Genomic DNA, 17,605 nt, shown 5'->3' on the forward strand with positions numbered 1-17,605 from the left:
AGATAATAGAATGACTGTTACTGTTCGTTTTGCCCCATCGCCGACGGGCTATATTCACATCGGCAACACGCGCACTGCGCTCTCGAACTGGCTTTATGCCCAAAAGAATGGCGGCAAGTTCATCCTGCGCTATGACGACACGGATGTTGAACGCTCGCGTGAAGAATATGCTGAGGCCATCGCCGTTGATCTGGACTGGCTTGGCGTAACGCCGGACCGCGTCGAATATCAGTCGAAACGCTTCGATGTTTATGCTCGCGCCGTGGAAAAGCTGAAGGAAGCAGGGCTGCTTTATGCCTGCTATGAAACGGCTGACGAGCTGGAACGCCGCCGCAAGCTGCGTCTCGCACGCCGCCTGCCACCGGTTTATGGCCGCGAGGCGCTGAAAATCACCGATGCGGAAAAGGCCGCTTTCGAGGCCGAAGGCCGCAAGCCGCATTGGCGCTTTCTGCTGCCGAATTTCGAAAGCGATCCGTTCACAACGCAGCGCACCGAAGTTCACTGGGATGATCTGGTGCGTGGCCCCCAGGTGGTCGATCTGGCGTCCATGTCGGACCCGGTGCTGGTGCGTGAAGACGGCACCTATCTCTATACGCTGCCTTCGGTCGTGGACGACATCGATCTCGGCGTCAGCCATATTATCCGTGGCGACGACCATGTGACGAATACCGGCGTGCAGATCGCAATCTTCCGGGCGCTCGGCGCAGAACCGCCGGTCTTCGGACACCATAATCTGCTGACCACCACGACGGGCGAAGGGCTGTCCAAGCGCACGGGCGCGCTTTCGGTTGGGTCGCTGCGCGAAAACGGCTATGAGCCGATGGCGGTTGCTTCGCTGGCTATCCTGATCGGCACGTCGGAAAATGTCGCCGCTGCACCGACCATGGATGCGCTGGCGGAACGTTTTGATCTGGCCTCCATCTCAAAATCGTCGGCCAAGTTTGATCCGGCGGAACTGGACACGCTCAATCGCGCATTGCTGCATGAAATGTCTTTTGCCGACGCCAAGCCTCGTCTCACAGCGCTTGGTGTCGAAGGCGGCAAGGCTGAACCATTCTGGCTCGCTGTGCGTGGCAATCTGGATCGCTTCGGCGATGTGCAGCATTGGTGGCAGATCGTGACTGGCGATTTGCCGGAAGCGCCGGAACTGTCCGATGAGGATCGCGACTTTATTCGTATCGCGTTCAATTCGTTGCCAGCAGCTCCTTGGAACCACCAGACATGGAAAGCCTGGACTGACGCGGTCAAGTCGGAAACGGGACGTAAGGGCAAGGGTCTCTTCATGCCGTTGCGTCTGGCGCTGACGGGGCAATCTCACGGACCCGAACTGGCCGACCTTCTTGTGCTGATGGGGCCGGACAAGGTTCAGAGCCGAAAGCCCTGACAGTTTTACTGATTACAAACAAAAACAGCCGACACAGTTGATACTGTGCCGGCTGATTCTTTTTGCGGATAGGCTTACTTGCGAATCTTTGCCTTGCGGACCGGTGCTTCGCCAGCGCGCTGCAGTGCTTCCACGACCGACAGAGCGGTCATGTTGACGACGCCGCGCGACGTGACCGAAGGGGTCAGAATATGTGCCGGGCGGGCGGCACCGAGCAGGATCGGGCCGACGTGCAGCGCATCGGTGACCGTCTTGACCACGTTGAGCGTGATATTGGCGGCATCAAGATTCGGGAAAACCAGAAGATTGGCTTCTCCCTTGAGGCGCGAATTCGGGAACACGCGGTCACGCAGCGCCTGAGACAGCGCCGAGTCGCCATGCATTTCGCCGTCGGATTCGAGGTCGGGGGCCTTTTCTGCGAGGATGGCCGCTGCCTGACGCATCTTTTCCGCGCTGGCGCTTTCCTTCGATCCGAAATTCGAATGCGAAACCAGAGCAGCCTTCGGGACAATGCCAAAGCGGTCTATTTCCTTGGCCGCGAGAATTGCCATTTCAGCAATTTCATTCGCGTTCGGATCGACATTGACATAGGTGTCGGTCAGGAACAGCGCGCCGCGCTGCGAAATAAGCAGGCTGAGCGCGGAGTAATCGCGGATACCCGGCACAATGCCGATGATCTGGCGCACAACGCGCAGATGGCGCTCGAAACGACCTTCGAGACCGCAGATCATTGCATCCGCTTCGTCGCGCATCACGGCGAGCGCCGCAATGGCGGTCGAATTGGTGCGCACGATGGTGCGGGCCGCTTCCGGCGTTACGCCCTGACGCCCCGTATAGGACAGGTACAGATCGACATAGTCGCGGTAACGCGGATCGTCTTCAGGATTGATCAGTTCGAAATCGACGCCCTGACGGATTTTCAGGCCATAACGGCGCAGGCGCGTTTCGACAACCTGCGGACGACCGACAAGGATCGGCGCGGCGATGCGTTCTTCGATCACCACCTGCGCGGCACGCAGCACGCGCTCATCTTCACCATCGGCATAGATGACGCGCTTGGGTTTGTCCTGCGAACGGGCGGCGGCGAAAACCGGCTTCATGATGAGGCCGGAGCGGAACACGAAGCGGTTCAGCCTGTCGAGATAGGCTTCCATGTCCTCGATGGGGCGCGTTGCGACACCGGTTTCCATCGCAGCCTTGGCCACAGCCGGGGCGATGCGCAGGATCAGGCGCTGATCGAAAGGCGAGGGAATGATGTAATCCGGGCCAAAGGTCGGCGTATCGCCGGAATAAGCCTTGGCGGCGACATCGGAAGGTTCTTCGCGGGCGAGCGAGGCGATGGCGCGCACGGCGGCGAGCTTCATCTCTTCATTGATCGCGGTTGCGCCGACATCGAGAGCGCCACGGAAGATATAGGGGAAGCAAAGAACGTTGTTGACCTGATTCGGATAGTCGGACCGTCCGGTGCAGATCATGGCGTCGGCACGCGCAGCACGCGCTTCTTCCGGCATGATTTCCGGCTTTGGATTGGCGAGAGCCATGATCAGCGGCTTTTCAGCCATCTGATTGAGCAGTTCCGGCTTCAAGACGCCCGCAGCCGAAAGGCCGAGGAACACATCCGCCCCGCCGATGACATCGGCCAGCGTGCGCGCATCGGTCTTCTGGGCATAGATTTCTTTCCAGCGGTCCATCAGCGTGTTGCGGCCTTCATAGACCACACCTTCCAGATCGCAGACCCAGATGTTTTCACGCTTGGCGCCGAGATTGACGAGAAGATTGAGGCAGGCGAGAGCCGCGGCACCGGCACCCGAGGTGACGATCTTGGCGTCTGCAATCTGCTTGCCTGCAAGTTCCAGACCGTTCAACACGGCGGCGGCCACGATGATCGCCGTCCCATGCTGGTCGTCATGGAAAACCGGAATATTCATCTTGGCACGAAGCTGTTCTTCAACTTCGAAACATTCCGGTGCCTTGATGTCTTCCAGATTGATGCCGCCAAATGTCGGCTCCAGAGCGGAAACCACGTCGACAACGCGGTTGATTTCCAGCGCGTCGATTTCGATGTCGAAAACGTCGATATCGGCGAACTTCTTGAACAGGACGGCCTTGCCTTCCATGACCGGCTTCGATGCGAGCGCGCCGATATTGCCAAGACCGAGAACAGCCGTGCCGTTCGAAACCACCGCCACCAAATTGCCTCGCGCCGTATATTCGGCAGCGGTGGCAGGGTCTTCCTGAATGGCGAGGCAGGGCGCTGCCACACCTGGCGAATAAGCGAGCGCAAGGTCACGCTGGTTTCCGAGCGGCTTGGTTGCCTGGATTTCCAGCTTTCCGGGCTTCGGATATCGATGGAAAAACAGGGCTGCTTCATCGAAATCCGAACGCGTCGGCGTGGAAGGAGTTTTCTTGGTCATAGTCGCATCGCTTTCCATTTTTCCGCACCGCCGGGATGATCAGCGGCGCGTGGAGGGTGCAATCACATGCACACCGAGCCTTTAAACACGTGGGTCGGGCACTTTGGGTTTTAGCTCAAACTCTGACGTCCCATTAGGCCCGTTTTGGAGAATGAGTTTATCTGTAATGTAATGGCCGTGTCAGAAGGCGCTCTGATAAGCGCCGCCGTCAATAACGAGATTCTGGCCCGTTATATAGCCTGCATGCTGCGAGCAGAGGAAGGCGCAAGCCTTTCCAAACTCTTCTGGCTGGCCAATGCGTCCCGCAGGGATGCGGGCTGCGCGCTTGGCAGCTTCTGCTTCTGCGGTGGTGCCGGTCTTCTGCGCGGAGAAGGCAAAGCCTTTGCGCAGGCGGTCCGTGTCGAATGCACCGGGCAGGATATTGTTGATGGTGACATTGGCCCCGGCAACGGTACGGGCAACGCCGGCCAGAAAGGCCGTCAGTCCCGCGCGGGCGCCGGATGAAAGATCAAGTCCCGGAATAGGCGCATAGACTGAGGTCGAGGTGATGTTGACGATGCGGCCAAAGCCGCGCTCAACCATTCCGTCGATGACCGCCTTGATCAGTTCGATCGGGGTGACCATGTTCTGCGTCACGCCTTCAAGAAGGGCTTCGCGGTCGAGCAGGCGGAAGTCGCGGAAGGGTGGTCCGCCATTATTGTTGACCAGAATATCCGGGTTGGGGCAGGCGGCGAGCAGCGCCTTCTGACCTTCTGGCGTCGAAACATCGGCGGCGACAGCGACCACATTGACACCATAAGCCGAGCGAATGGCGTCAGTTGTCTCAAGAAGAGTTTCTTCACTGCGTCCGTTCAGCACGATATCGCATCCTGCCTCGGCCAGTGCTTCGGCGCAGGCGCGACCCAGACCTTTGCTGGAAGCGCATACGATTGCCTTGCGACCTTTCAAGCCCAAATCCACGGCTCGATCCTCTTTGCTTTTTAAAGGTCATGGAGACATGCCACCAAGCGCCAAGTGCAATCAACCGGATTCTGGTTGACGCGCTGATGTGTCCACTTTTCTCGACGCTCATTTGACCATTTTTCGGTGTTTTTCACGCACACTATTCGGTGATCGTGTTTTGCATGGGGCTGTCTGTTCGTCGGCCACTGTCATCTGCGCATTACAGTCCCGTCATAACTCTGTGACATGAATCAGGTTCTCTGCACGTAGTTTCAGGTTGCCATTGAGAGGGACAACCAAATGAGCACCGATGCAGCGCAGGCCAAGAAACTCCGGACGATTTTTATCTCGGATGTGCATTTGGGATCAAAGGCCGCGCAGGCCGATCTGCTTCTCGATTTCCTGCGCTACCATGATGCGGAAACGATTTTTCTGGTCGGCGATATCGTCGATGGCTGGCGATTACGGCGCAACTGGCACTGGCCGCAGGAACATAACGACGTTGTCCAGAAGCTTCTCCGTAAAAGCCGCAAGGGCACCAACATCATCTACATTGCAGGCAATCACGACGAGTTCCTGCGTAATTTTCAGGGAACGCATTTCGGCGGCATCGAAGTGATAAACCGCGCCATTCACGAGACGGCGGATGGCCGCAAGTTTCTGGTGATCCATGGCGATCAGTTCGACGTGGTGGTGCGCAATGCCCGTTTCATCGCTTATCTCGGCGACTGGGCCTATGACACGGCGATCTGGATCAACACGGCGATGAACCGTTTGCGCTCGCTCTTCGGGTTGCGCTACTGGTCGTTTTCGGCCTGGGCGAAATTCCGCGTGAAAAAGGCGGTCAATTTCATCGGCGAGTTCGAAACGGTGGTGTCCGAAGAGGCGCAGCGCATCGGTGTCGATGGCGTCATTTGCGGTCATATTCACCACGCCACCATCGAAAAGATGAACGATGTTGAATATATAAACACCGGCGACTGGGTGGAAAGCTGCACAGCGGTGCTGGAGCATTTCGACGGACGTATGGAACTGGTCAGCTGGACGGAAATGCGCGACGAAAAATCGTCCGACGGCAGGGCTCTCGCTCACGATAATCGGGCCGACGACAACAGGATAGTCCGTCTGCCACGTCCTGCCCGTAGCGCGGCGAAAATTGCCGGATGAACAAGCTCGTCATCGTCACCGACGCCTGGCATCCGCAAGTCAACGGCGTCGTTCGGACACTGACAAAATGTCAGGACATGATGCGCGCGCGGGGCTATGAAGTGATTGTGGTTTCGCCACTCGACTATAAGTCGGTTCCGTGCCCGACCTATCCGGAAATCAGACTGGCACTGACCACACCCGGCGCATTTCGGCGGCGGTTGGTGCAAATGCAGCCTGATTATATCCACATCGCCACCGAAGGTCCGCTCGGCTACATGGCGCGACAGGCATGTCTGAAAAAGGGCTGGAGTTTCACCACCAGTTTTCACACGCGCTTTCCTGAATATGTTGCGGAGCGCGTCCCGGTTCCCTTGAGCTGGAGCTATGGCTTTCTGCGGCGGTTTCACAATGCCGCATCGCATACGCTGGTTCCCACCCAATCCATTCTGGATGATCTGAAAGAGCGCGGTTTTACCGGCCTCAATCTGTGGACACGCGGCGTGGATCGCGGTGTATTCCATGCCCGCGCCAATGTGAGCCGCGATCTGCCGGAACCTGTTTTCATCTGTGTTGGACGCGTGGCGACGGAAAAGAACCTACCCGCCTTTCTCAGTCTCGATCTACCCGGCACCAAGCTGATTGTCGGTGACGGCCCGGCACTCGATGATCTGAAATCACGCTTTCCCGATGCGGTATTTGTGGGCAAGCGGGAAGGCGAGGCGCTGGCCGAAACCTATGCGTCGGCTGACGTGTTTGTTTTCCCGAGCCGGACAGACACGTTTGGCCTCGTGCTGCTGGAAGCAATTTCATCCGGTCTGCCTGTTGCGGCTTTTCCCGTACCGGGATCGAAAGACGTCATCGGCGCGACGGGCGCGGGTGTTCTTTCGGAAGATCTGCGCGCGGCCTGTCTGGCCGCGCTGGAGCTTGAGCCTTTCGATCCGGAACAGGTTCTAAAACCCTTCACCTGGGATGCCTGCGCAGACATCTTTGAAGAGGCTTTGACCTCCATAGCGGGCGGACAGCCCCCCGTTCGGGACTATCAGGCAGTTCAGCCCCAGACAGTCGCTTCCGGCGGATAAACAAGCGCGCCATCATAACGAAGGCCGGGTTCGCGGTCCTGTGCAAGGAGCAGTGGTCCGTCGAGATCGACAACCGTTGCCTTCTGGGCGAGCAGAACTGCGGGCGCCATGCCGAGCGATGTGCCCACCATGCAGCCGACCATGATCTTCAGGCCGAGCCCAATGGCCTTTTCGCGCATCACTAGCCCTTCGGTCAGCCCGCCTGCCTTGTCGAGCTTGATATTCACGGCATCATAGCGCTTGGCTAATTCTTCCAGACCCTCTGACGTGTGAACGCTTTCGTCGGCGCAAATCATGACCGGACGTTCGATCTGGCTCAGGATCGCATCCTTGCCAGCGGGCAGGGGTTGCTCGATGAGGATCACGCCCGCATCGGCAGCGGCGCGCATATTTTCGGCAATATTCGCATCGGTCCAGCCTTCGTTTGCATCGATGATGATGCGACTGTTCGGCGCTGCCGCGGCAACGGCGCGAATGCGTTCAATGTCGTTGTCGCCGCCCATCTTCACCTTGATCAGCGGATAATGCGCGACTTTAGCGGTCGATTCCGCCATTTCTTCCGGCGTGCCCAGCGAAACGGTAATCGCGGTCTCCAGCGGCTTGAACGCACCGCCCAGCATATCGGCAACACGTTTGCCGGTGGTCTTGGCTTCCAGATCCCACAGGGCGCAATCGACCGCGTTGCGGGCGGCACCGGCTGGCATCAGCGTCTGGATATCCTGACGCGTTGCACCATCTTCGATCTGTGCCCGGACGGCTTCGATTGCTGCCGTGACGCTTTCGATGCTTTCGCCATAGCGTGCATAGGGAACGCATTCGCCGCGCCCCTGATGTTCACCGTTGCCGATTGCACACACAACGACTGCTGCTTCGGTCTTCGACCCGCGCGAAATTGTGAATTTTCCGGCGATAGGGTAGCGTTCAACGAGGATGTTCAAGGTATTCTGCATGGAGAGCCTTCCGAATCTCAATCCCGAAAAGTTGATGGGCTTTTGGGATGAGATAGTGCGTGAGAGCGCGAAATTGGGGTATTCGTCTGATTCAACGGGCGGATGCTCCAATACGCTGTATTTCGGTCGTGTTACGACTCGTATATGAGGTTTGCCATGTTGACCGACACTGCTGACAAAGCAAGAGCCGCTGCGAATGTCGCGCCAAAGATCGATGTGGCCGATCAGGATGGCGTGCGTCTGGTTCGCCTGAGCGGACGCTGGGTTTCGCAGAGCGTTCATCTTGTCGACGACAAAATGCGCAGTCTCGAAAAAGTTGCGGGCGGCCAATCCACGCATATCGATGCTTCCGGCATTTCCGGCCTCGATACGGCAGGCGCGTGGCTTGTCGAGCGGCTGAGGCAGCGTCTCATCACCCAGAAGGCGGATGTTCAGCTTGAAGGTATCCGCGAAGCCTGGGCACCGCTGATGGACGAAGTCGGCGGTGCCGTCGAACGCGCGCTCGACGTTCCGCGCGCCAAAAAGCCGTTCTTCGTTATCGCGTTTCTGGCAGCCCTTGGTGGCGGTGTCGTCTCGATTTACAATGACTTCAAGATGTCGATGCATATTCTGGGCGCCACCATTCGCGGCGCGCAGCTGAAATATGGTCGTGGGAGCGGAATTCCGATTGCCGCCATCGTGACGCAGATGGACCGCATGGGCGTGGGTGCCATTCCCATTATCGTGCTGATGTCGACGATTGTGGGCGCCATTATCGCACAGCAGGGCGCGTTTCAGCTTCGCTATTTTGGCGCTGAAATCTTCGTGGTCGATCTGGTTGGCATTCTGGTTTTGCGTGAACTGGGCGTGCTTTTGACCGCGATCATGATTGCCGGTCGTTCCGGTAGCGCCATCACGGCCGAAATAGGCTCCATGAAAATGCGCGAGGAAACCGACGCGCTGACCGTCATCGGGCTCAATCCCGTTGGAGTTCTGGTGTTTCCGCGCCTTGTTGCGCTCGTCATCGTGCTGCCGCTGCTGACCATTATTTCCAATCTGGCGGCACTGGTAGGGGCAGGTGGTGTCGCATGGTTCTATTCCAATATCTCGCCGGAGGCCTTTATCAGCCGTCTGCATGATGCCGTGGCGCTCAACACTTATTTCGCCGGTTTGATCAAAGCGCCATTCATGGCGATGATTATCGGTATTCTTGCTTCGGTCGAAGGTATGAAGGTCGGCGGAAGTGCAGAATCACTTGGACGCCGGGTCACAGCATCGGTGGTGAAGGCTATTTTTGTGGTTATCGTTGTCGATGGCATGTTTGCGATGTTCTACGCAGCGATCAATTTCTAGAATTTTGTATGGCCGTTGTTTTGTTTGGGTTCTTTGAGACACAGTTACACAAAAATCTGATCCTGCATTGGCCTTCCGCTGTTCAGTCGGAAGCGCGGCTCGGTTAAAGAATAGATATGGAGAACGGTATCGACGCAGAGTCGCAACCACAGCAGGACGATGGCCAGCACACGGCGATACCGATGATTTCGGTGCGCGACGTGACGGTGTCGTTTGGCCGTGCGCCGGTGCTCGATAAGCTGTCCCTCGATATCTACAAGGGCGAGGTTCTGGGCTTCATCGGTCCGTCCGGATCGGGCAAGTCGGTGCTGATGCGCACCATATTGGGCTTGAACAAGAAGCAGTCCGGCGAAATCGAGATTCTTGGGCGCAATATCGATCACCTCAATGAGCTGGAAAAAATGGCCATCGACATGCGGATGGGCGTTCTTTTCCAGCATGGCGCACTGTTTTCGGCGCTCAACGTGCTCGAAAATATTCAGGTGCCGATGCGCGAATATCTCGATCTGTCGCCAAAGCTGATGGATGAGCTGGCGCGACTGAAGATCGATCTTGTGGGACTGAAGCCGGATACGGCAGAGAAATTTCCGTCGGAACTTTCCGGCGGCATGATCAAGCGCGCCGCTCTGGCACGTGCGCTGGCGCTCGATCCGGACATCGTCTTTCTTGACGAGCCGACCTCGGGGCTCGATCCGATCGGCGCCGCGGAATTCGATGAATTGATCGCGAATTTGCGCGATACGATGGGCTTGACGGTCTATATGGTCACGCATGACCTCGACAGCCTGTTTGCGATCTGCGACCGCATAGCAGTTCTGGGGAACAAAAAAGTGCTCGTCAGCGGCACGATAGAAGACATGCTGCATGTAGACGATCCATGGGTTAAATCCTATTTTCGGGGCAAGCGTGCGCGCCAGATCGATACTTCGGCGCCATCAAGACGGCGGCCCGGCAGCCGCTTGCAGACGGGATAAGATATGGAAACAAAAGCCAATTACGTTCTGGTCGGGGTTTTCACGCTGCTTGTCAGCCTGCTGGCTTTCGGATTCGTGTACTGGATTGCGCGCTTCGGTGAGGCCCGCGATTCCATTCCCATGGATGTGCGCATTCCCGGCTCCGTGACGGGCCTGACTGTCGGCAGTCAGGTTCTCTTCAATGGTATCAAGGTTGGCGATGTTCGTCGTCTGCGCCTTGATGAGAGCAACCCGGAAATGGTTATCGTGCAGACGCGCGTGAATGGCAGCACGCCGATCACGCGCTCGACGGCTGCAACGCTCGGCTTTCAGGGCTTGACCGGACAGGCCTATATCGAACTGAAGGGCGGCAGCCTGGACGAGCCTAACCTGCTGACCGAAGCGGCGAAGGAGGATACGGTCGCGCGTATCGACGCCGATCCATCTGCGGTCAACAATCTCCTTGCCACCGCGCAGGATATTTTCGGACGTGCCAACACTGTGCTGGGCGAGCTGGAAGGCTTTGTCAAAGAAGCGCGTGGTCCTCTGACCGACACGATCAACAACACCAAGACATTCACCGACGCACTGGCCAAAAACGCCGATGTGCTTGACGAACTGGGTTCCAACACCGGAAACATCAAGCAGATCATCGAGGATGCCAAGGAAACAATGGCGCGGCTCAATGCGGCTTCGGTGCGCGTTGACGGCATTCTGGCCAAGACCGACAAGCTTCTGTCTACGGACGATAAGGACGGTGTGGTGGCGCAGGCCAAGGCGACGCTCGAATCCATTCGCCAGACCTCGGACAATCTCGACAAGCGCCTCGGACCGATTGCAGATAATTTGCAGCGTTTTTCAGGTCAGGGTTTGCGCGACGTGCAGTCGGTGGTCGTGGATAGCCGCCGCTCCATACAGCGTATTGAGCAGGCCATCACAGATCTAGAACGCAACCCGCAGCGTCTGATTTTCGGCGGGCAAGGCAGTGTACCCCAGTATAACGGAAGGGCGCGTCATTGATTTTCTTAAGCGGAAATTCGACAGGTGGGACGAATGGCTTGAAATCGCGCTGCAAGATTGGTGCCGTGGGTTCGGTTTCGCTCTTGCTGGCGGCGCTTCTCGCGGGCTGTGGGACGACACCTCTCGATACATTCAATCTGAGCGCGCCGAAACCTGCTGTTTCGTCGCCGAGCCGCAAGAGCCTACAGTTGCTGGTTCCGACACCAACAGCATTGAAGGCGCTGGACAGCGAAAACATCGTTATCAGCTCAGCGCCGGGTTCCATCGAGTATCTGAAGGGCGCACAATGGGGCGACAGGCTGACGAATATCGTCCAGTCTCGCCTTGTCCAGGCCTACGAGAATACTGGAGTGTTTGGCGGTGTTGGGCGTCCGGGTGATGGTCTGGCGATCAATTATCAGATCCTGACTGATCTTCGCATGTTTGGCGTTCAGGTTAGCGGCGGTTCCAGAACGGCTGTTGTGGAACTCGCCATCAAGCTCATGAACGACAAGACCGGTGAAGTGCGCTCCACACGCGTGTTTCGGAATTCCGCGCCGGTCAGCGGCACCGGCAATGCGGCTTACGTGAAGGCGCTTGATGCTGCCTTTGATCGTACGGTGAATGAAATCGTCACTTGGACGGTTTCATCGCTGTAAACCGCGCAAATGCCGAATAGATGATTTGAAATGAAAAGGCGGGGTGCAAACCCCGCTTTTCTTTTGTCCAGCTGTAGCAGCCAAAGCACGCCGGATTTCGGTCTTATCAACCCATCGCCGCGTTGCCACGTTTGTTAGTCTCACTTCCTTTCGGTAAACAAAAAACGCGGCCCGAAAGCCGCGTTCTGAATTGCGTGTGATCTGGTACCTGATTAGCGCAGGCGACCGCTGGCATGGGCCAGCATGGTGTAAACCTTGCCGGTGTCGGACGTCAGATAGGTCTGCGTCACCATATTATCGCGGTCGTTACGGGCGACGTCTTCGAGCAGACGCTGGAAGTCGTCCATGTAGCGGTCCACGGCGCGGCGGAATTCGCCATCCGTCTGATACTTACGCTTGATGTCGTCAAACGTCTGTTGGCCCTTGAGCGTGTAAAGGCGACGGGTGAAGACGTTGCGCTCGCCGCGGCGGTAGCGGTCCCACAGTTCAACCGATGCTTCATGATCGATTGCACGGGCGATATCGACCGAAAGCGAGTTCAGCGATTCAACCACATGGCTCGGCGAACGCGGAGCGGCGGTTGGCTGCGCCTTGGGCTGAACGGCTTCTTCTTCTTCACGCGATGCGCGGGCAAGGAGATCGGAAACCCAGCCGCGAGGCTTGTCAGCGGTAGCGGCAGGTGCCGATGCAGCCGGAGCTTTTGGCATTTCAACTGGGCGCTGGCGCACGGCAACATCAGCCTGTGGCGCTGGTGCAACTGGCGCCTGAACAGGGGCCGGGCGCTGTGCAGCTGGCGCCGGACGCGAAACCGGACGGTCTGCGCGGCTTTCACCAACATCGACCAGGCGGCCAGACTTGTTGACGATTTCAGCCAGTTCCTTAAGCGCGCTGATCTGCTCGCTGACGGCCTTGCGCATGGCAGTCGTCGTTTCCTTGGCTTCAGCAGGCATGTCGAGAACGCCGCGCTTCAGCTCGCCACGCGTGGTGTTGAGCTCGGTGCGGATTTCGCCAGCGGTGCGGCGGATATCGTCTGTTGCCGCCGAGAACTTCTGCGCTGCCTGCTCGACGATTTCGGAAACGCTTTCGCGCATCTTTTCCGCCGAGGCGCGGGTCTGGCCTTCTGCGCGCTGGAATGCCGAAGCAACCAGAGTTTCGAAGGACTGCATCAGCTTCTCGATACCTTCCGACTTCTCGACAAGGCCGGAAGCCAGCTTGTCGAGCGCCTGCTGGCGGTCGGACAGCGTGGAGACAAGACCGTTCTGCGCCGAATTGATCATGTCGGAGGCCGAGGAAAGAACCTTTCCATGGTCTTCGAAACGGTCGGCAATGTCGGCAATCTGCGACAGGGTGCTGTCGGAGAGTGCACGCAGCGTACCGATATTCGTGTCGATCAGGCCGGTCGAGGCCTGGAACATCTGAGCAGCCCGATTGGTGTTTTCAACGAAGCTCGACGTGGTGTCGACGAGGCGTCCATCAATATCCGTCAGGTTGCGCGTTGCAGCGTCGATTAGCTTGCCAAGCTCGCCGTTCGAAGTGGAGAGGCGATCGATCAGCTCGCTGACATTGTCGGACAGACCGGCCTTTGCCTGCTGAACGGCTGCAATGGTTTCTGCCGTGCGGTTTGCCAGTGCGTTGACCAGAGCGGCGTTTTCCGAACGCAGGCGGTCGGTTGCGGCATGGGTTGCTTCTTCAAGCTGCTGTGCCAAACCGCGTCCGCTGTCGGCAAGGCGCTGGACCAGCGGCTCAGCCGTATCGTTGAGGATCTTGGTGATTTCCTGCGAGCGGGCCGAGAGAACCGCATTGAGTTCACGCGTGCGCTCTTCAAGGGTAACAGCCGTTGTATCCGTGACCTGCGCGATGCGGGCTTCCACGGAGCCGAGTTCCATCGTGATGCGCGAACCAATGTCGCCCAGACGGGTGGCAATCGCGTCGGCGCGTTCCGCAAGGCGGGCTTCGGTGCCTGCCAGATTGTCGGCAACGCTGACAGAGAAGCTCTCGCTGTGACCAGCAAGGGTTTCGCTCGTCTTCGATGCCGTATCGGCGATGCGGGCCTCGATGGCACTGAGTTCACCGGTGAGGCGGTTTTCGATGGCTTCAAGGCCGCTTGCAATCGCGCCAGCGCGCTCATTGAGGCGGATTTCGGTGCCCGCCAGATTATCGATAACGTTCGCAGCGAAAGCCTCGCTGTGACCGGCAAGGGTCTCGCTTGTCTTGGTTGCGGTGTCAGCGATGCGGGCTTCGATAGAACCGAGCTCGCCGGTGAGGCGGGTTTCGATATCGCCGAGGCGTCCGGCAATCGCATCGGCGCGCTCGCCCAAGCGTGCTTCCGTGCCCGACAGATTGTCGATCAGGCGCGCGCTGAATGCTTCGCCGAAGCCATCCAGAGCCTGACCGGCCTTTGCTGCTTCTGCGGAAAGCGTGCTTGCCGCTTCGCCGATCTTCTCACGCAGCGAGCTTGCAACAACACCGGCGCTTTGTTCCAGTGCGCGGCGAACATTGTCGACGCCGATGGATAGCGCCTTTTCCATGGTCTGCGTGCGTTCTTCGATAATACCAGTCTGGCCAGCAAACGCGTCGTTGATGATAGCGCTGCTATCCGCAATGACGTTTCGCAGGTTGGCGGTGTGCTCTTCAATCGCACCGTTCTGACTGGCGAATGCCTGGCCAATGACGGAACCGCTTTCGGCGATGACACTGCGGAGATTGGCCGTGTGTCCTTCGATAATGCCGGTCTGGCCTTCGAACGCCTGACCGATTGCCGAAGCACTGTCGGCAATCGCGCCGCGCAGATTGGCGGTACGCTGATCCAGAACATCGCTATGGTCTTGCAGCGACTGGTTGAGCGAGGCAGTGCTGTCGCTCAGCGTTGCGCGGATTGCTGCGGCACGTGTTTCAATCGTCTGCTCATGGCCGTTCAGAATATCGACCAGCGAGTCGTTATGGTTGCTCAGGACGGCGCGGAGGCCACTCGTGCGTTCCTCCACCTGACGAACATGATCACCAAGCGTTGCTTCGAAAGCCTCGCGTCCGGCGGCAATGGACTGGCCGAGCGTTGCCGCGCGTTCGTCCAGAATGCGCGCCAGCGAAGCCTGGTTGTCGGCAATCAGGGCCTGAAGCGAATTGACGCGGTCATCGAATGCGCGCGCCATGATTTCGCGATTTTCGTTGAAATTATCGCGCATTGCCGCCGTGCGCTCATCCATCAGCTGAGCAAGCATGGCCTGATTGCCGGTGATGACCGTATGCAGGGCGGAAGCGCGTTCTTCCAGCGAACGGGCGTGATCGGCAAAGCTTCTATCCAGCTGTGCCGAATGGCTCGCCATTGCCTGCTGCAGCGCATTGGTGCGCTCAGCCAGAATGGCCGCATGGTTATCCGCGACGGAGTTGAGCGCCGATGCGCTACCGTCAATCGCATTGCGGATGTCATCGGTGCGGGCTGCCAGCGTATCGGCATGTCCGCGAATGACTGCCGACACGCGGTCGGTTTCGCCTTCGAGCGAAGCAGCCAGCACATCGCGGCTTTCTGCCAGCTTACCTGCAAAGGCGGCTGCCTTTTCACCGAGAAGATTGCCGACGCTTTCACCGATAGAGGTCAGATCGTCGCTGATCTTCGTCTTGGTTTCGTCGATCATCGAGCTCAGCGAAGCGCGACCGCCGGAGAAGGTCTCGGCAATTTCACGGGTGCGGGCGATGAGGTTCTCGTTGATCTGACGCGAGCGTGTTTCCAGAGCGGCGTTGAGCTTCTCTGTGCTGCTGTCAAGTGCATGAGCGCGTGCCTCAAACTCGGAAAGCAGGGCATGACCGCGTTCGGACAAGGTGCCTTCCAGATTGGCAAGGCGCGTGTCGAATTCGCTGACCATCGATTGCGTCGAGCTGCCAAGCAGATTGGCAATGCCAGCGGCGCGTTCATCGAGAGCCGTCGTGAAGCGTTCGGAGATCGTGCGGGACTGTTCGTCCAGCGTTGCGATACGCGTATCGAGCAGATTGGCAAAAGCCTCGCCCGAGGTCGTGATGCGCGAACCGATGTCACCCGTGCGGGTTTCGATGGCTTCGGCAATGGAGCTGCCGCTCTCATTGATGCTGCCGATTAGACGTTCGCCGGATTCGCTCAACAGCGAGCTGAGCTGCTGGGAAGCAGACAGAACATTATCGCGGATGATGTTGGATGCGCTCGACAGTTCTTCCTTGAGCTGTTCGTGGGCGCCGGAAATCGACGAGCGAACGCGTTCAGCGTGGCTGACGACGGCTTCGCGCTCATTGCCCAGATCGCCGACCAGCGAACGGATGCGAACTTCATTATCGCTATAGGCGCGTTCAAGCTGATTGACCTCGGACTGAACGAGGGTTTCCAGCTCGACGGCGCGGGCGAGTGTGCGCTCGATGCCTTCGTTCATGGCAGCCACTTCGCGACGCACAGCCTGGCTCAGCGTCGAAACACGATCAGCCGATACGGCTTCGGGCTGAAGCAGCTTCATCGCCGCTTCAGACATGCTGCGTGCGGCGTTGTGCATTTCCTGCGCGCGCTTCACAAGCTGCGCAAAGCCCCAGAACATGGCAACGGGCAGGGCGACGCCTGCAACCACACCAATGCCTGCGGGCGAGGTGAAGAAGTTCTTGGTGGCCTCAAGGCTGGAGAAAACAGCCGGATCGATGGCCTTGCCGAGTGCGACGCCACCGGCTGCCCACAAAACGCTGATGGCTGTGGTGGTCCAGTAAAGCTTGGATGTGCGCTCGGTCACGCGGCGCGGCGCGGTTGCGATAGCACGATCGTTGCGCGAATCATCGTTGGCGGGTGTGCGTGCGGCAGGCGCTGCAACGCTGACGGTCGCTGCCGGTGCAACAGGGCGCAGGATTGCTTCCGGCGCTTCCGGCACATCTGCTACCTGAGGCGAAGGAGCGGCTTGCGTCGTGTCGGGCTTGATCGGGGTCGGCTTATGCGGCGTATTGGCGACGATCTGCTGCAGGGGCTGCTGTGTGGAAGACACGGCCTTGACCACCGGCGGTACGGGTGGTGCTGCAGGCGTGGCGATAACGGATGCAGAAACGATCGGAGCGACCTTGGTTTCGGCTGCCACGGCTGCGACCTTTTCGGGTTCAGCGGCTTTCGTCTTCTGTTCCGCGACCAGCTCTTCAGCGGCGCGCGAAATCTGCTCTTCCAGATCGTCGACCGAAAAACTCTCGTCGAACGCACTTAAATCCATATCGATATCGAGATCATCGCCGAAGTCGATGTCGAGTGCCTGTTCTAGTGCCTTTTCAACCTCAAGGTCGAGCTTTTGTGCCTTGGATTTGGAAGCCATTGTTCGCCTACCTCGTACTCAATTACCGTGACGGCCGGATCGTCAAAGAGCCGTTACTAAACTTTATCCGCCATTTTGCATCGTATCGGCTCGGTCCTGTTAAGGAAATAGGCGACACCCGCTGATGCCTAAAACTTTAAATACAAGGTTAACAGAAAACGCTTGGGTTCATAAAAATGCGGTGTTTTCGGGCTTTTTGCAATTATCAGCAAGTTGTGGAAATCAGCAGGGGTCGCTTTTTGCAGTTCGAAAGGCGATGCAAATTCGTTAACAAAATTGCTCGTATCTCGAATTCGATATCCGATAGCGCAATTATAAGCTGTATTTGCCGGGTGCAGGATTCGTCCATCCGACATGTCTGCATTCCCATCTTGTCATCATATGCCGCAAACTTGCGCAACGGCAAGGCGGAGTTTTGCAGAAAACCCATTATATCGGCGCTTG

11 protein-coding genes and 1 pseudogene are annotated in these 17,605 nt (G+C 58.1%); 7 read left to right on the forward strand and 5 right to left on the reverse strand.

Annotation, left to right across the window (positions count from 1 at the left end; genetic code table 11):
* Nucleotides 1–10 precede the first annotated feature (10 nt).
* On the forward strand, nt 11–1,384 hold the full coding sequence (gene gltX / locus ABWW11_RS06550) for a glutamate--tRNA ligase (RefSeq protein ID WP_319080439.1): 1,374 nt from the start codon (nt 11–13) through the stop codon (nt 1,382–1,384).
* A gap of 74 nt (nt 1,385–1,458) precedes the next feature.
* Here gltX and ABWW11_RS06555 read toward each other — a convergent pair whose 3' ends face one another.
* The gene (locus ABWW11_RS06555) at nt 1,459–3,798 is read right to left on the reverse strand and encodes an NADP-dependent malic enzyme (protein WP_109370218.1); all 2,340 of its coding nucleotides are present in this window, start codon (nt 3,796–3,798) and stop codon (nt 1,459–1,461) included.
* 180 nt (nt 3,799–3,978) lie between these two features.
* Nucleotides 3,979–4,758 carry an SDR family oxidoreductase gene (locus tag ABWW11_RS06560; protein ID WP_109368922.1) on the reverse strand — a complete coding sequence of 260 codons (780 nt, stop codon included), beginning with the start codon at nt 4,756–4,758 and terminating at the stop codon, nt 3,979–3,981.
* Nucleotides 4,759–5,040: 282 nt separating this feature from the next.
* Between ABWW11_RS06560 and ABWW11_RS06565 the strand changes: the two genes are divergently transcribed.
* Together ABWW11_RS06565 and ABWW11_RS06570 are read left to right on the forward strand one after the other, a co-directional pair.
* Nucleotides 5,041–5,907, forward strand: a complete 867-nt coding sequence (locus tag ABWW11_RS06565) for a UDP-2,3-diacylglucosamine diphosphatase (protein ID WP_181376086.1) — start codon at nt 5,041–5,043, stop codon at nt 5,905–5,907.
* Nucleotides 5,904–6,968, forward strand: coding sequence for a glycosyltransferase family 4 protein (locus tag ABWW11_RS06570; RefSeq protein ID WP_109368923.1), 1,065 nt, complete (start codon nt 5,904–5,906; stop codon nt 6,966–6,968). Before ABWW11_RS06565 ends, ABWW11_RS06570 begins: the two co-directional genes overlap by 4 nt.
* On the opposite strand, the gene dgcA is transcribed toward ABWW11_RS06570, so the two are convergent.
* Nucleotides 6,938–7,918, reverse strand: coding sequence for an N-acetyl-D-Glu racemase DgcA (gene dgcA / locus ABWW11_RS06575; protein ID WP_109368924.1), 981 nt, complete (start codon nt 7,916–7,918; stop codon nt 6,938–6,940). The two genes, ABWW11_RS06570 and dgcA, sit on opposite strands and share 31 nt — an antisense overlap.
* A gap of 156 nt (nt 7,919–8,074) precedes the next feature.
* Between dgcA and ABWW11_RS06580 the strand changes: the two genes are divergently transcribed.
* From ABWW11_RS06580 to ABWW11_RS06595, 4 genes are all read left to right on the forward strand, one after another.
* Nucleotides 8,075–9,250, forward strand: coding sequence for an MlaE family ABC transporter permease (locus ABWW11_RS06580; protein ID WP_109368925.1), 1,176 nt, complete (start codon nt 8,075–8,077; stop codon nt 9,248–9,250).
* Between the two features lie 116 nt (nt 9,251–9,366).
* Nucleotides 9,367–10,224, forward strand: coding sequence for an ABC transporter ATP-binding protein (locus ABWW11_RS06585; RefSeq protein WP_109368926.1), 858 nt, complete (start codon nt 9,367–9,369; stop codon nt 10,222–10,224).
* Between the two features lie 3 nt (nt 10,225–10,227).
* Entirely contained in the window at nt 10,228–11,223 is a 996-nt protein-coding gene (locus tag ABWW11_RS06590; RefSeq protein ID WP_109368927.1) for an MlaD family protein, read from the forward strand.
* Nucleotides 11,224–11,261: 38 nt separating this feature from the next.
* Nucleotides 11,262–11,861, forward strand: coding sequence for an ABC-type transport auxiliary lipoprotein family protein (locus ABWW11_RS06595; RefSeq protein WP_109370220.1), 600 nt, complete (start codon nt 11,262–11,264; stop codon nt 11,859–11,861).
* Nucleotides 11,862–12,073: 212 nt separating this feature from the next.
* On the opposite strand, the gene ABWW11_RS25265 is transcribed toward ABWW11_RS06595, so the two are convergent.
* Together ABWW11_RS25265 and ABWW11_RS25270 are read right to left on the reverse strand one after the other, a co-directional pair.
* A complete protein-coding gene (locus ABWW11_RS25265; RefSeq protein ID WP_413464687.1) occupies nt 12,074–14,617 on the reverse strand; it encodes a hypothetical protein in 2,544 nt (847 codons plus the stop codon).
* Nucleotides 14,591–17,184: pseudogene (locus ABWW11_RS25270) on the reverse strand (apolipoprotein A-IV repeat region-like domain-containing protein); the annotation flags it as partial. The pseudogene ABWW11_RS25270 and the gene ABWW11_RS25265, both read right to left, overlap by 27 nt.
* Nucleotides 17,185–17,605 lie beyond the last annotated feature (421 nt).

Source organism: Brucella sp. NBRC 113783 (assembly GCF_040372265.1).
In the GTDB taxonomy this organism is placed as follows: Bacteria; Pseudomonadota; Alphaproteobacteria; order Rhizobiales; family Rhizobiaceae; genus Brucella; species Brucella teleogrylli.

Bases quoted from the DNA above. Each gene is read 5' to 3' on its own strand.
- ABWW11_RS06570 (WP_109368923.1), top strand. From the start codon at position 5,904: ATGAACAAGCTCGTCATCGTCACCGACGCCTGGCATCCGCAAGTCAAC.
- ABWW11_RS06585 (WP_109368926.1), top strand. From the start codon at position 9,367: ATGGAGAACGGTATCGACGCAGAGTCGCAACCACAGCAGGACGATGGC.
- ABWW11_RS06590 (WP_109368927.1), top strand. From the start codon at position 10,228: ATGGAAACAAAAGCCAATTACGTTCTGGTCGGGGTTTTCACGCTGCTT.
- ABWW11_RS06565 (WP_181376086.1), top strand. From the start codon at position 5,041: ATGAGCACCGATGCAGCGCAGGCCAAGAAACTCCGGACGATTTTTATC.
- ABWW11_RS06580 (WP_109368925.1), top strand. From the start codon at position 8,075: ATGTTGACCGACACTGCTGACAAAGCAAGAGCCGCTGCGAATGTCGCG.
- gltX (WP_319080439.1), top strand. From the start codon at position 11: ATGACTGTTACTGTTCGTTTTGCCCCATCGCCGACGGGCTATATTCAC.
- ABWW11_RS06555 (WP_109370218.1), bottom strand. From the start codon at position 3,798: ATGACCAAGAAAACTCCTTCCACGCCGACGCGTTCGGATTTCGATGAA.
- dgcA (WP_109368924.1), bottom strand. From the start codon at position 7,918: ATGCAGAATACCTTGAACATCCTCGTTGAACGCTACCCTATCGCCGGA.